The organism is Acinetobacter sp. ESL0695 (assembly GCF_029392135.1).
Taxonomy (GTDB): domain Bacteria; phylum Pseudomonadota; class Gammaproteobacteria; order Pseudomonadales; family Moraxellaceae; genus Acinetobacter; species Acinetobacter pollinis.
Window position 1 is genome coordinate 38,817 of record NZ_CP113935.1, and the last position, 13,597, is coordinate 52,413.

Here is a 13,597-nt window from a genome sequence, read left to right on the forward strand (position 1 = left end):
TGCCCTTATGCGAACTAAACTCCATAAATTTATTCTTAATCAGTGACTTAAAATCTAAAAACAAACCCCAATAAAGCAAAAAAGCCGATGCGGAAACATGTCGGCTTTTTTATGTACATATTTGGCACTTTCTGCCTATGGTTTTGAGTAAATTCTGCACATATTCCATGACTATTAGGTAATTCAGCTTCACGTTCTAATCAGGTTTTTTTGTCGTGTTATACGCCTTAAAAGCGGTTATTCAGATGGCTTTACGTCACTCGTCAATAATACTTTAGAGCCTCAAATAGGTATTTTTAGCTGTTCTTTTAGTTTTTAATTAAAAATATTAGGTATGGGAAGTATCGGGAAGTTTACTATTTTTTATAGGGAAGTATTGGGAAGTATCGGGAAGTATCTAGGGAGAAATTCTAAAAGTTCTACTTTTATTATGGCAAAAATAGCAAAATCGCAGGATAAAAGCAGATTTTTTCTATCGCAGGATAGGCGTATGCCGTCAAAAATGGTACTAAGTGCTAGCATTTGAAAAAATACATTCTTAAAAATTATCTTGGGCGTTCAATTTGTATGTCAAAAATTACTATCGTAGAAGCAGCAAGACAGTTCAATGTTACTCGACCTCGTATTTACCGAGCTATTCAAAAAGGTGAACTTACAACGACATTAAGTGATGAAGGCGTACAACTTGTACAAACACAAGATATGATCCGCCTATTCGAGAATAAAAAGAGAAAGTCTGTTACAAAACACGAAATGGTTACTGTTTCTGATACAAATAATAAGATGATTTTGTTACTTGAAGAACAGCTTAGAAAAGCAGAAGAAGACAAGGCATTTTTAAAGGAGCAAATACAAGAAATACGTAAGGATTTTGATGACTATAAATTGAGAATTGAGCATCAAGAGCAGGTACAATCAAGAACAGACATTACAGGTAATGATCATGTTCAAACAGATGAAACATTACAGAAAAAACAAGATAATGAACAGGTACAAAGAACAGTGATTATTCAGCCTGAACCATCCAAAAAGATAATTGGTTTTTATATAATTTTATTAAGCGTTTTTAGTTATATATATAAAGTCTTTTTAAATATGAATCTCATCAACGATACTGAACTCAGTCGCAGTTATTTGATGTTAACCCATCGAATAACGAAGATCATAAGGTTTGGCGACCGTTATGATTTCACACTAAGGCTTGTACCTGAACTCTATTTTTACAATAAACAGTGTTTAGATCAAGTCCAAATTTGAAAAGTCTTCGTTAATACGTGTTTTAAATCATCAAATAAGCATCCTAGATCGAGCTTTTGATAGCAATGCTTTCAAGACCTATAAAACGAGTTTTACCTTGTATTAAACGATGCTTATATTATAACCTCGTTTTATTCTAAAAATATAACTATTTTCGATGTATGAAAAAAGAAATTATTGTTAAAGATAGTGCATTGATTAATGCAAGCTATAACCTTGATTTAGTCGAGCAAAGATTGATTCTTTTAGCTATTATTGAGACAAAAGAAAGTGGTAAAGAGATTAATACAAATGATCCTCTCGAAGGTAGCATTATATAGGTTTTAAAGAAGCTTAAATCCTTTCTTGGTCACAGTCTGACGAAGTTTCTCTCGTCCTCCCATGTACTTCATACTAGTCGCAGCAGAGTAAACAGCCTCTTGCCAAGTCTTAATTTTCATCCCTTGTTTTACTCGAAAATCGAACAGAGATTCTTCGTATTTTTCTAGGTAGCTAGTAAATTCATTTGATTGATAATAGTTATGATGTAAAACCATAGGCTGAGCTGGTCTAGGACGTATACTACTAAACCGTGATGGATCTGGATGCCCTACAGCCATACCAAATGTAATAAAGCTATACGATGGTAAATTTACTATCTTAGCAATTTCCTCTGCTGCATTTCTCATTACACCAAGAAAGACAACCCCTAGTCTCATTGATTCTGCTGCTAAAGAAGCATTTTGGGCAGCTAAGGATGTATCAATTGATGCCATTAAGAAAGAATCTAAATAGTCTAAAACAATTGGATCTCCTCCTTGCTCTTTTGTAATTTTTTCAGATCGGGATAAATCCGCAACCCAAAGTAATAAGACTGGAGCCTCTTCAATCCAAGGAATACGATCAGTCGGTACTGTTAAAGCTACAGTATTAGAAATCTTTTGCTTTAGCTCAGAGTCTGTAACAGCTACTAAACTCCATTGGTTGAGTGCTGATGAATTAGAGGCAGATTGTGCCGCAGCTATCATAGTTTCAAGAGCACCTTCTGGTAATGGTTTTGAAAGAAAAGTCCTGACTGACCGATGGCTGAGCATTGCTTCAACTTGGGGAGTCCAATGAATATTATTTGGCTTGGTCTGTGAACCATACCTCTGTTGTAGTAGGGCGATTTGATCATCATGAGAGGTCATAGTCATAAGGTCATAAAAATATAGATATACTCAAGATACCTGTATTATGTAGACAGATTAACCCCATAATTTTGTCAACTTTATCCATGTATATGTACAATAATATTAAACTTAACTCTACTCTTGTGGGGGATAAATGGATCAGTTAGTTGCTATAAAGGTATTTCTGAAGGTAATTGAAAGTCGTTCTTTCAGTAAAGCAGCAGCACAATTAAATATGCCGAGGTCTACAGCTAGTAAGGCTTTAATAGACTTAGAGGAATATTTAGGTACAAAGCTTATTCAGCGTACAACCCGTTCGGTTTCTGTAACTGTTGAAGGAGCTGAATACTATAGTCGAATAAGTCAACTGCTTATAGGGTTAGAAGAAGCTGATGAGGCACTAAGAGGTATGGGGACTATTGCCGATGGAAGAGTTAGAGTTGATATTCACTCATCTCTCGCAAATTTTGTTTTACTGCCCCTTTTAAAAGAATTTAGGCATAACTATCCTGAGATTCAATTGACTTTAGGGATAAGTGATCGCCCAGTAAACTTAATTGAAGATGGTGTCGATTGTGCAATACGTGCTGGTCAACTTGTTGACTCATCACTTATTGCTAGAACCATTTATCAAGATAGATTGGTTACTTGTGCAAGCCAAGATTACATTGAGAATTTTGGAATTCCTACATCATTAGAGGAATTAGAAAGAGATCATCAGATTGTCGGTTACGTTAGTGCAATCAATGGAGAGGTTCGCCCCTTACTTTTCAATTCACATGGTAGGGAAATTCGAATCTCGAGATTTAATATTTCCTCCAATGATAGTGCTAGTCATATTGGTTTGATTATGAATGGGCATGGCATAGGTCAAACTCATGCAGCAGTTGTAAGCGATTTATTTAACTCCGGTGAATTAGTTCCGCTACTTGAAAATGAAACTGATGGAATAGTTCCGATTTCTTTACTCTATCCACCAACAAAGCGTTTGAGTGCCCGTGTTCGTCTATTTGTAGATTGGATAGTTGAACGTCTTGCAAGCAATCGTAATTAATTAGATTTTTTTATTCTAAGCTTAAGATTTTCTAAAATTCACATAATACAGCTTATCCAAAATGCTAAAAGGGAGCAAATAGCTCCCTTTTCGTGTAACTTACGATCATGTAATATAGTTAGATATTTCTATTAGGTTCCTATCAAGATCTCGAATATATACCGACATGATATTTCCTCTAGCCCCAGTGCGTTGAATTGGTCCATTTTCAATATGGATATTTAGATCATTTAGCTGTTTAACAATTAAATCTAAAGAGGTTTCTGCTATAAAGCACAAATCAGCAGATCCTTTTGTTGGATGCTCAGCTTTAGGCTCAAATTCTTTTCCGGCTTGGTGCAGATTAATTTTTTGTTTACCAAACTTTAATGCCTTGCGATCACTCCCAAAAGAAACAATCTCGAAATTTAGAATTTGATTATAAAAATCACATGCCTTATTTATATCTTCAACGGTTAAAACTAAATGATCTAAATGTGAAATTTTCATGCTAGTACTCAAATTATGAAGAATATTATAAATTCACTTGTCCTCTAAACTTAAGGTATTTGAATAATTTATACTGTTGACCGTTCGTTAAAATGAACCTTTAGCCTTTTATTAAAATAATGGTAAGTTAAAGAATTTATGATTCTAAATGAATATGTAAAAAATAAAATTTCCCTTCATTTTCCCAAAAAAATTGATAATTTGGGCCTCCTTCATCAGGACTATTAGGGGCAATTTTAGAAAACCCTAAAATTTCATAACGATTGGTAGTATTTTCAAAGTTCAAAGCACATAAGTAATCTTTCAAAAATTGGGCACCTAAGCTCAATGGAGATTCGTTTAAAATAATATCTAATTGATTTATCAGATTATTAATTTGGATCATTAATTCTTGCATAGATATTTCTTTAAACTCTGTATTAACAATCCATTCTTTAAATGAATAGTCTCCCCTTGTTTCTTGATTAAGAATACATGCAAGTAACTCATTAATATTGTCTATATAATGAAATAGATCCAAGCAAAAAAATTGAATGTAGCTTGCTTGTTCAGTATGAATATACAAATGTAAAAGATCATCTCCATAGTAAATAGGATTTTTTAATTCTGTTATCTTACTTATTTGGAAATCTAATTTTTTCATATCGTAGATTCAATAATTTAGCTTATCTGAAATTGATAAGATTATAAAAGTGGAGTAATTCTCCTTTTTTTCTTTAATCACCAATTCGCTTTTTTGCTTCATTATAAACAATATTATCAGCTCGTTTTCCAACAGTAATAAGTAAGATAATAACCTGATCATCTCTAACTTGATAAACTAGTCTTACTCCAGCTTTTAATAATTTAATTTTATAACATCCAGCTAAGTCTCCTCTAAGTATATTCTTTGGAACATGAGGCTGCTGGATTATTTTAGAAAGTTTTTTCTTAAGCTGATCTCTTATAGCACTAGGAAGATTTTCCCATTCAGATGCAAAGTCCTTATGACGTAAAAGCTTATAAGTCATCTAAAGTAATTTCCTCAAACATTCCTTTAGGATCATTAATGCGTTTACGAACAATTGCTAATAACTCGGTATCTTCTTCTGAGAGCAAGGCTTTTTGTACAGGAATTTTGCCAGTTGTAGCTATATATTCTAAAACATTTGTAAAAAGCTCTGTAGGCGCAATTCCGTGTTCACGTAAGATAGAATAAGACTTCTCTTTAAGAGCTTCATTAACTCTAAAGTTGACTGTAGCCATTAATTTTCCTAATACAGACCTAAAGAAACTATTGTAATGCAAATTACATTACAAATCTAATTCCCTATAAAAAAATAGTAACCTTCCCGATACTTCCCGATATTTTTAAGTAAAAACTAAAAGAATAGCTAAAAATGCCTATTGGAGGCTCTAAAAGTATTATTAATGAGTGTCTACGAGTAAGGTAAAACCATCTGAATAACCGCTTTTAAGGCTTATAATACGATAAAGAGATCTGGTTCGAGCTAAATGGTGAAACCTAATTTTGACGATAGAGTGTGAAGCTGAACTACCCAATAGTCATGGAATATGTGCAGAATTTACTCAAAACTATAGGCAGAAAATGACAAATATGTATATAAAAAAGCCAACATATGTGTATGGTGGCTTTTTTTGTATTTTTGGCATTATGTAAAATATTTAAGGCACTGATTACAAATAACTTTATGGAATTTAGTTCTGGTATAATGCCTATTATGTTAAACGGGGAATCATATTTCGTTTAAATTTCAATTTCTCATAAGAGGTTTTATATTAAATTTCACCTTAATTAAATCCACCAAAAATTCCATACACCACTTTGTCTTCTGCAATTGCAATTTCAAATTCACTTTGAGTTAACATCTGTGACGAAAGATTTTTATATTGTTCTTTAATATGTATTTCCCAGTTTTCAATTGGCATTTCATAAATAGGAGATTCAATATCATCTAAATATATTCCGTCATCCCTTAGTTTATTTAAAATTTTCTTTCCCGCTTCTTGGTAGGAACTAGCATGGGTGTAACAGTTTACAAATGCTTTAGATATACTAGCAGGCATAACTGCATTGGTTAGTGCATGTACTTTACATAGAATTATAAAAACTTTCATTTTCAACGCCTTCATATATATTTTATTATGATAACAAACATTAATTTCAGATAACGGCCATTATATTAAATTAAGCTAATTTAGCAGAAATCCATTGGTGATTTGATTAGGATAAAACATCAAATATGAAAAGGATCTATTTAAAATTATTCGCAATGTTTCTGCCCTTACTAGTACAGGGATGTACAACTAATGATAGTAATAGTCCGTTAGTTCGATTTTGGAATGATGGATTTATAATGACTGAGAAAAAAGGAAGTGAACTTGCTGATTGTTCTATTCAAGCAAATAAAGTTCAAGCAGAAGAGAAACTAACAGAGGATGAAAGATATAAAATATATCTCAAATGTAGAAAAAATAAAGGTTATTAAATATGAAAAAGATCCATTTTAAATTATTTGTAATATTTCTGCCCTTACTAGTACAAGGATGTGCAACAAATGATAGTAATAGTCCATTAGTTCGATTTTGGAATGATGGATTTATAATAACTGAAAAGGAATCTGATGCAAATCAGAATTGTTCTTGGGAAGCTAACAAAGCTTACCCGTCCTCATCACCAAGTAAGGATGATTGGAATAGTATTTATAGTAGATGTGTGAATAATAAGGGGTATAAAAAGTAAATATAGCTCAAAAGCGGACATTTCTACTTTGGGCTTACACTGTAATTTCGCATAAGCACCATTATGTTAAATTAGGACGATTAAATATAATTTTTTACATTAATTGATTTTCTAGGAATCTTATGACTACGCTTAATATCGAAAATAAAGTAAATGCTCTTTTAACTGATGAGGCTCAAGAGTTATTGTGTTTCGCAACAATTAGTGAATCTAAGTCATGGCAAGATGTTCTCAATTTGTATTTAGAAATTAAAGCTAAAAATGCTCCTAAAAAAGTGCTAATGCTTTTAGAAGATATAGGACAGTGTGAATATACCTCTATGCATGCTTCTATGGGAGGTGAACTTTATTTTGATACATCGGAGCTTATTAAAGAGGGCGAAGATGAAGATATAAGCTATGACAACACTCTACCACTTCAAGTTAAATATCATATTGATCAATTATTAAAAAATAAGATGAGCATTCATAATCTACATGGAAAATTGAATTATAGTGACCAAGACCTATCTAATTTAGTAATAAAAATTAATGAGCAGCCTGAAAAAATTCTAGATGAAGTTATTCAAGTCAAATTAGTTAATTCTGAAAATGATCACCAAAAATTTGCAGCACAGCTCAATGGATATTTTAGTTGTCATTTATCTCCTTTTGAATCTTTCAGTTTAATTCAATATTTGGATAATAATTTTGATCTAGAATATATTGGATTAGGTGCAAGTTTATTATTTTTTATTAAGAAGCCAAGCTTTATCCCAGAAAAAATAGATTCTCTCTTCGAAGAATTAGATAAAATTTATTCTTATAATCAAGAGAATATTATTAGATTGAAACAACATTTATCAGATAATAATTATATGATCTTACCGTATGTTGATTATCTAGATACATTTGATTTAAATGATTTCGATAATGAATCTTAATTTCCCCTAAAATTAACATAATATTGATTATCTGAAGTAAAAAAGAACGAGAGCTAAGCTTTCGTTCTTTGAATAGGATTTGGATGAGAGTCCAGAATACAAATTAATGTTGCTGCCAGTCCTGTTTAATATTGTCGACCGCCCTGCTCCCAATTTTATAAGGTGCTAGGGCTAATATGTAGACATGTAGTAAACTCTTTTTTTCTCAGACTTGTTTTTCACGTACCTCTTTAATATTAGGTAATTCGAGCTCTGTAATTCGACTAGCTTTATTCCTTTACGTTTGATATAGCTAAATATGAAAGCAATTATTACAGTATATTTTAAATAAATCATGGATAGTGAGCACTCTAAATTTGTTACGAATCGTTTTGATTCGTAACAACATTTTCTCGATAGGATTATAGTCAGGACTGTATTTAGGAAGCCATACAATGTAATGTCCTGCACCATTAAGAAATTAAAAGTGTAGAACCAAGGTTTCATTTTAGCTTTGCTTATTGCTTATTCTAATTGAATCTTAGCTACACGCATTAAATATCTAAATACCAAATTGTTTCACCCCATGTATTGTTTTCTATTTCAGGCATAACATCACCTTTAGCAAAATAGCGTTTTTCTACTTGGTGGGGGCTATACCAATCCCCTGACTCAGGGCATCGATCTCCTGCATAACATTTCAAACGGTTACTTGTTTCTTCTTCGTTATCAGGATGATGAATAATTTCCCAATTTTCACCATCAAAACGTATTAACTCTTTATCTGCAACTACCCATAACACACCTTCTTTCGCTTCTATATAAGATGTACCTCGTATGTTTTTAACTTCGTTAACTTTACTATAGATGTTGTTCTCATAACGGAATAGTCCATCCTCAGAAGTAATATAAAGTACATCATTGTAGTAAGCTGCTTTATAAAATGGCGTACTAATGCCCATATCTTTTAAGTTTTTAAAACCTGATTGGACATTACCTTGGAGTAAAGTACCATATTCACCAGTAATAATTACATCAGTTTGATTTTCGCAAATACAAATATCATTTAACGTGGAAGGGGTTTTGGCATCAATCTCAACCCACTGCTCTCCATTAAAATAGGCGATAAAACCTCGATCGCCTTTACGACCACAAACATATAATTGGTCTTCTGCAAAACCAGCAAGACCATATAAAGATATTTCATAACCTGACCTTTTATTTAGATCAAAAAAATCTTCTCTTATAGTTTTCCGTGTATCTATAATTGGTTCTTCTAAATTAAAACTAATATTACCCCAACCTTCCGAAGTACGCTGATATACCTTTCCACCACTTCCACAAACATATATTCCAAAGTCTAAAACTTTTAGGCATGTGAATGAACCATAGATTAAATGATCTTCTTGATTTGGAATAACTTTACTATAATTTACATTTCCTGCTGTGTAGACTTCAATATCTCCTTCAGAGTTTAGAGTAATCAGTTGTCTAGGATCTTCATTAAAAGCTGTCGAAACTAATCCCCAACCATCTAAGTCATGATATGTCCACTTACTTTTACCACTTTCTTTGTGCTTATATACAAACATACGGGCATAATAATCCCAATGATCTAGCGCATCTAAAACAGAAGCTAAATAAAAATTATCTTTACTAATTGCCACACCTGTTGCATATGTAATTGTACTAATCATCTTAGAATCCTTCATAACTTTTTTCAGTTCGACTTCCAAACTGATCTACATTTAATTTTCTTGCATCGACACCTTTATTATCTACTCTCACCACAAAGTCTGGCCCCATGCCTTTGCTTTGATGATAGGTTCTTAACTGAGTAGCAAGGCTGACTGCATTACATTTTTTTAAGACCCATGCAACCGATTTTGCACAAGCAACTTCGACCTCAATTAGTGGTGCAGTACCTCTAGGTTTAAATAGTTCTTTTAACTCTCTCTCAAAACCATCATGTTTTTCGTGAATTTTTCCATGTTGATTTGTTTTCTTGGGTGTTGCACCCTCCATACAAACCACTAAGCCTTCTGCTTCAGTCAAACTTCCATCAATTTGACCACGTCCAGATCCTTTCCTTGTACCTAATCTAAAACAACGATCTGGAACGACATGGTGTCCGGTCTTCCCTTTAGGCTTACACGTATCAGGTTTGTATGGTCTTAATATACACGTATCGTCTTTAGAGTTTTCTTTGGTCTTATCTCTCTCAGGCTTTTCTTCTTTCTGTTGATGACGTGCCTGCGTTGGATGCGCACCTGCAGTATTGACTTCATAACGATTTGTTGGTGTATTCGACATGCCTTTTGGAGGAGGATGCCCCGCCATGGCAAGTCTAGGTTGAGGCAGAAGTTCAGTAACTCGAATACGAATATTTTCACACAATTGTTGAATATATTTTTCTATTGAACGACTCACTTGAGAAAGCGTGTTAATCAGTTGCGCTATTTTTTGTTTAAAAATCCCTGTTGCACGATGCACGTAATGGGTAAGTATTTCTGTTAGGCGCTCAATATTCGATTTTATACAGCGATATGCATCTTTCGCCACTTGTGCCCATGGTTGACTACGCAGCCATCTTTCAGGAGATCGTCCCCAAGGACATGCCCCACCCACTTTATAGGCTACTGTTTCGAGGGATTCCATGGTTTTCATCGAGGAAAGCTTTGTGGTTGCTTTTGCCTGTATCGATTTAACCGTAGTTTTTAAAATAGAACCCAATTCAGGGATTAAACCAATCGCTGTCAGCGATAATGCCATGTAGTTTTCGGGAGTTTGGGCTTTTTCATCGGACAGTGTGATGAGATTAGAAATCAGATCCCGAATATCACACACTTGGTCAACCACTGGTATAAGGCTAATTACACCTCCCACCAGAATCTGTGACAATGTAGGGTTTTTATTAAAATCGCCTTGTAATACGCCATAAATCCAACTGGAATTTTCCTGAATAGAAACAACCATATTGTGTTGATTAATGGTTTGATTATATTCACTTTGGCTATAGTCAATTCATAAAATCTTCAGTTTTGCATACAATTATCATTAAACTATCATTTAAAAGAAAAAGATTGCAAAATCTTAGTTTTATTATTTAACTTAATTTTTGAGGTCTAATTGATACTGATGTGGTATTTGCCAAAGACCAGAACGTTAGAGTTCTGTCGAATTAAGGAAACTTTGGTAGACTTATATGATTTGCAATCATTCAATGAATATTACTTCCTAAACATTTAAATGTCTTCATTATTCATTAAACGTGATTACACAATACTTACGTTGTTATCTGAGCCAAGTATTAGGCTTAGACATTGTGAGGAAATAGTAAAAGACTATGGAATCTTTACTAACAGCTAAGAGCAATACCCATAGAGTCTTGAGCATGTTTCATTAAGCTATATACGCAATTGGTCAGAGTTCATCAAATTATGCTGAATGAGGTTATCTTAATAAAAATACTGATCCTATGATCAACCTTATCAAAATACGGGAGAATAAATACTTAAACAATCTGGTAAAACAAGACTATCAATTTATTAAATGATGGATTTCACCTATCTTCAACTTTAAATCATTTCAGTGACCAAAATTATTTTATCTATAATTAAATCGATGCGCATGTTGTAAAAAGTAAATCTCAATACGCCAAAAGATAAAATGAAATTTAAAAGACTATTTCATCTTTTGGTAATGTAAGATACCAAAATAGTTGAATGTTACATTTATTTATTAATGAAACAAAACTTTATAAAACGCTTTAAAATTATTAAAGTGTAAAGTGTTATAGCCTAAGGATACTATAATAATTTAGTACAAGATCAAGTTGGTAGATATGAGGCTATAAGTTACTTTAATTATTTGAAGTATTTTAAATAAATGAATTTAAATATAAAAATAAATCATTAATTATACACAATAAATCAGTAATATTATTTACCAAAAATAGGAACGTTAGTTAGGTGTAACCCAATGAAAGGGGCTCAGTTTCTATTATCTTTTTAATCTTATTGCTTAATCAGAATTTAAATTAATAAATTAATTTTATCTTTTTTTATTTTTTCATATAAAAAATTCATGTGAAATTTATTGTAAATTAATATGATGATTTCTTTATATTTTTTAAATAAAAGCTTATTCATATTTTGAAAATAGATTTTTTAAGACTTTATTAAGATTTTATATTCAAATACACTCCGCGCACATAATGTTAACAAAAAAACTATTTTATGGATAAAATGTGTATTAGTAAGAGAGGTATGCTAACTGGTTATCTTTTCTTATTTGGAATGTACTTTGAGGCTCATGCAGCTTTTTCACCTACAGATCCGTACATACAACAACAACAAAGAAATGAACAAATCGATCAGCAAATGCAAACCAACCCTCGGGTCAGTTTGAAGCCAGAACAAGAACGTGCATTGGGTGAAGTCCAACTTTCTAAATTACAATCTCATAGCGAAGAAGTCTGTTTTCCAGTTCATCATTTCACCTTAGAAGGTGAGCAGGCACGAGAATTCACCTTTGCTGTTGTCCCATTTACACATGGAAAAAATAATATTATTGGTCGTTGTTTGGGAGCAGAGGGTCTGAACCAATTGGTTGAGCTCATTCAAAATAAAATTATTGAAAAAGGGTATATCACAACACGCGTTTTTACTTCCACAACAAAATATATCTTCAGGCACTGTTCGTTTTACAGTGATTGCAGGTCGTGTCAATCAAATTCACTTTGCTTCAAATACCTCTAGACGTGCACATAAGGTAAATGCTTTACCTGTTCGTCAAGGTGATATCTTAAATATTCGTGATATTGAGCAAGGATTAGAGAACTTCAAACGTATACCAACGGTAGATGCTAATTTCAAGATTAAGCCTGCTGAGACAGGGCAACCTGGTTATAGTGATTTGGATCTGACATGGACACAAACTCGACCTTATCGAATTAATTTAAGCCTAGATGATTCGGGTTCTAAAACGACAGGTAAATATCAGGGAACTGCAACGCTTTCACTCGATCATCTCTTGACGTTAAATGATCTTTTTTATACAAGCTACACACATGATGTATTTCAATATGAAGAGAATAAAGGTAGTTCAAGTCTTTATTTGAATTACAGTATTCCGTGGAATTACTTCTTATTTTCTGCAAATTATAGTGATTCTAAATATAGTCAAAATGTTTTGGGTAAAAACGATAACTATCAATATAGTGGCACAAGTAAGCAACTAAATTTTGACATCACACGTCTGATTTACAGAGATGCATCTCGCAAAGTGTCTTTGGGTGCAGGGGGATGGTTTAGACAATCAAACAACTTTATCAATGATGTTGAAATTCTCTCTCAGTATCGTCGTACAGGTGGATGGCAAATTCATGCTGATTACACGGAGTACTTTAAAAAAGCGACCCTCAATGCACGTCTTTCTTATAAACGAGGAACAGGTGCTTTTGGAGCAATTTTGGCTTCGGAAGAAAAGTTTAATGAGGCTTTTACCCGTGTTGGGATTTGGCAAATTAACTCAACATTACAAGTCCCCTTTAAGGTTTCATCTATGCCATTTTTCTACACGATGGATTGGCGTATGCAGTACAGCGATAAAATCTTAACACCTCAGGATCGATTTTCGATAGGCAATCGTTATACCGTTCGTGGCTTTAGCGGTGAAGAAACGCTTGCAGGAACGAATGGATTGACGATTCGTAATGAGTTCGCCACTCCAGTTCTTCATTCATCTCACTTAATTTATTGGGCTTTGGACTATGGTCAAGTGGGTGGAAAAAACTTTGACTATCTTGAAAATAGACCCTCTTATCAAACAAAAAATAATCATTTAGTTGGTACAGCCATTGGTTTGAAAGGCCAATTTGAGAAGCTGAATATCAATTATGATTTTTTTGTATCTACACCGCTACAACAACCCCGCACCATGAAGCCCGACCATCTTGTCACAGGCTTTAACTTGAATTGGAATTTCTAATTTTTTTAAT

General features: G+C 33.1%; 14 protein-coding genes and 2 pseudogenes. 7 read left to right on the forward strand and 9 right to left on the reverse strand.

The features are described 5' to 3' along the window. The first annotated feature begins 567 nt into the window (after positions 1-567). Both OZX61_RS12265 and OZX61_RS12270 read left to right on the forward strand, forming a co-directional pair. A complete protein-coding gene (locus OZX61_RS12265) occupies positions 568-1,257 on the forward strand; it encodes a hypothetical protein (protein ID WP_277095759.1) in 690 nt (229 codons plus the stop codon). 161 nt (positions 1,258-1,418) lie between these two features. After that, positions 1,419-1,562, forward strand: a pseudogene (locus OZX61_RS12270) (RepB family plasmid replication initiator protein); the annotation flags it as partial. An 18-nt stretch (positions 1,563-1,580) separates the two neighbouring features. Here OZX61_RS12270 and OZX61_RS12275 read toward each other — a convergent pair. Then, entirely contained in the window at positions 1,581-2,426 is an 846-nt protein-coding gene (locus tag OZX61_RS12275) for a nitroreductase family protein (RefSeq protein ID WP_277095760.1), read from the reverse strand. A gap of 136 nt (positions 2,427-2,562) precedes the next feature. On the opposite strand from OZX61_RS12275, the gene OZX61_RS12280 reads away from it, so the two are divergent. Further along, positions 2,563-3,462, forward strand: coding sequence for a LysR family transcriptional regulator (locus OZX61_RS12280; RefSeq protein ID WP_277095761.1), 900 nt, complete (start codon positions 2,563-2,565; stop codon positions 3,460-3,462). Positions 3,463-3,567: 105 nt separating this feature from the next. On the opposite strand, the gene OZX61_RS12285 is transcribed toward OZX61_RS12280, so the two are convergent. The 5 genes from OZX61_RS12285 to OZX61_RS12305 form a co-directional block, all read right to left on the reverse strand. Next, on the reverse strand, positions 3,568-3,951 hold the full coding sequence (locus tag OZX61_RS12285) for a VOC family protein (protein ID WP_277095762.1): 384 nt from the start codon (positions 3,949-3,951) through the stop codon (positions 3,568-3,570). Between the two features lie 136 nt (positions 3,952-4,087). Beyond that, positions 4,088-4,594, reverse strand: coding sequence for a hypothetical protein (locus OZX61_RS12290; RefSeq protein ID WP_277095763.1), 507 nt, complete (start codon positions 4,592-4,594; stop codon positions 4,088-4,090). Between the two features lie 73 nt (positions 4,595-4,667). After that, positions 4,668-4,961, reverse strand: coding sequence for a type II toxin-antitoxin system RelE/ParE family toxin (locus tag OZX61_RS12295; RefSeq protein ID WP_277095764.1), 294 nt, complete (start codon positions 4,959-4,961; stop codon positions 4,668-4,670). After that, entirely contained in the window at positions 4,951-5,196 is a 246-nt protein-coding gene (locus OZX61_RS12300) for a type II toxin-antitoxin system RelB/DinJ family antitoxin (RefSeq protein WP_277095765.1), read from the reverse strand. The genes OZX61_RS12295 and OZX61_RS12300 overlap by 11 nt, the downstream gene beginning before the upstream one ends. Before the next feature lie 546 nt (positions 5,197-5,742). Further along, complete coding sequence (locus OZX61_RS12305) at positions 5,743-6,069, reverse strand: hypothetical protein (protein WP_277095766.1); 327 nt, start codon at positions 6,067-6,069, stop codon at positions 5,743-5,745. 239 nt (positions 6,070-6,308) lie between these two features. Here OZX61_RS12305 and OZX61_RS12310 point away from each other — a divergent pair, with 239 nt between their 5' ends. Together OZX61_RS12310 and OZX61_RS12315 are read left to right on the forward strand one after the other, a co-directional pair. Beyond that, entirely contained in the window at positions 6,309-6,440 is a 132-nt protein-coding gene (locus OZX61_RS12310) for a hypothetical protein (protein WP_277095767.1), read from the forward strand. Between the two features lie 376 nt (positions 6,441-6,816). After that, entirely contained in the window at positions 6,817-7,617 is an 801-nt protein-coding gene (locus tag OZX61_RS12315; RefSeq protein WP_277095705.1) for a hypothetical protein, read from the forward strand. A gap of 125 nt (positions 7,618-7,742) precedes the next feature. Here OZX61_RS12315 and OZX61_RS12320 read toward each other — a convergent pair. From OZX61_RS12320 to OZX61_RS12330, 3 genes and pseudogenes are all read right to left on the reverse strand, one after another. Continuing rightward, positions 7,743-7,888, reverse strand: a pseudogene (locus OZX61_RS12320) (transcriptional regulator); the annotation flags it as partial. Positions 7,889-8,150: 262 nt separating this feature from the next. Then, positions 8,151-9,293 carry a hypothetical protein gene (locus OZX61_RS12325; RefSeq protein ID WP_277095706.1) on the reverse strand — a complete coding sequence of 381 codons (1,143 nt, stop codon included), beginning with the start codon at positions 9,291-9,293 and terminating at the stop codon, positions 8,151-8,153. Position 9,294: 1 nt separating this feature from the next. Then, on the reverse strand, positions 9,295-10,572 hold the full coding sequence (locus OZX61_RS12330; RefSeq protein ID WP_277095707.1) for a hypothetical protein: 1,278 nt from the start codon (positions 10,570-10,572) through the stop codon (positions 9,295-9,297). Between the two features lie 1,292 nt (positions 10,573-11,864). On the opposite strand from OZX61_RS12330, the gene OZX61_RS12335 reads away from it, so the two are divergent. Both OZX61_RS12335 and OZX61_RS12340 read left to right on the forward strand, forming a co-directional pair. Beyond that, positions 11,865-12,356: a POTRA domain-containing protein gene (locus OZX61_RS12335; protein ID WP_277095708.1), complete on the forward strand. Its 492-nt coding sequence runs from the start codon at positions 11,865-11,867 to the stop codon at positions 12,354-12,356. Continuing rightward, a complete protein-coding gene (locus OZX61_RS12340; protein WP_277095709.1) occupies positions 12,307-13,587 on the forward strand; it encodes a ShlB/FhaC/HecB family hemolysin secretion/activation protein in 1,281 nt (426 codons plus the stop codon). Before OZX61_RS12335 ends, OZX61_RS12340 begins: the two co-directional genes overlap by 50 nt. The last annotated feature ends 10 nt before the right edge of the window (positions 13,588-13,597 follow it).

Bases quoted from the DNA above. Each gene is read 5' to 3' on its own strand.
- OZX61_RS12265 (WP_277095759.1), top strand. From the start codon at position 568: ATGTCAAAAATTACTATCGTAGAAGCAGCAAGACAGTTCAATGTTACT.
- OZX61_RS12275 (WP_277095760.1), bottom strand. From the start codon at position 2,426: ATGACCTCTCATGATGATCAAATCGCCCTACTACAACAGAGGTATGGT.
- OZX61_RS12280 (WP_277095761.1), top strand. From the start codon at position 2,563: ATGGATCAGTTAGTTGCTATAAAGGTATTTCTGAAGGTAATTGAAAGT.
- OZX61_RS12285 (WP_277095762.1), bottom strand. From the start codon at position 3,951: ATGAAAATTTCACATTTAGATCATTTAGTTTTAACCGTTGAAGATATA.
- OZX61_RS12290 (WP_277095763.1), bottom strand. From the start codon at position 4,594: ATGAAAAAATTAGATTTCCAAATAAGTAAGATAACAGAATTAAAAAAT.
- OZX61_RS12295 (WP_277095764.1), bottom strand. From the start codon at position 4,961: ATGACTTATAAGCTTTTACGTCATAAGGACTTTGCATCTGAATGGGAA.
- OZX61_RS12300 (WP_277095765.1), bottom strand. From the start codon at position 5,196: ATGGCTACAGTCAACTTTAGAGTTAATGAAGCTCTTAAAGAGAAGTCT.
- OZX61_RS12305 (WP_277095766.1), bottom strand. From the start codon at position 6,069: ATGAAAGTTTTTATAATTCTATGTAAAGTACATGCACTAACCAATGCA.
- OZX61_RS12310 (WP_277095767.1), top strand. From the start codon at position 6,309: ATGACTGAGAAAAAAGGAAGTGAACTTGCTGATTGTTCTATTCAAGCA.
- OZX61_RS12315 (WP_277095705.1), top strand. From the start codon at position 6,817: ATGACTACGCTTAATATCGAAAATAAAGTAAATGCTCTTTTAACTGAT.
- OZX61_RS12325 (WP_277095706.1), bottom strand. From the start codon at position 9,293: ATGATTAGTACAATTACATATGCAACAGGTGTGGCAATTAGTAAAGAT.
- OZX61_RS12330 (WP_277095707.1), bottom strand. From the start codon at position 10,572: ATGGTTGTTTCTATTCAGGAAAATTCCAGTTGGATTTATGGCGTATTA.
- OZX61_RS12335 (WP_277095708.1), top strand. From the start codon at position 11,865: ATGCTAACTGGTTATCTTTTCTTATTTGGAATGTACTTTGAGGCTCAT.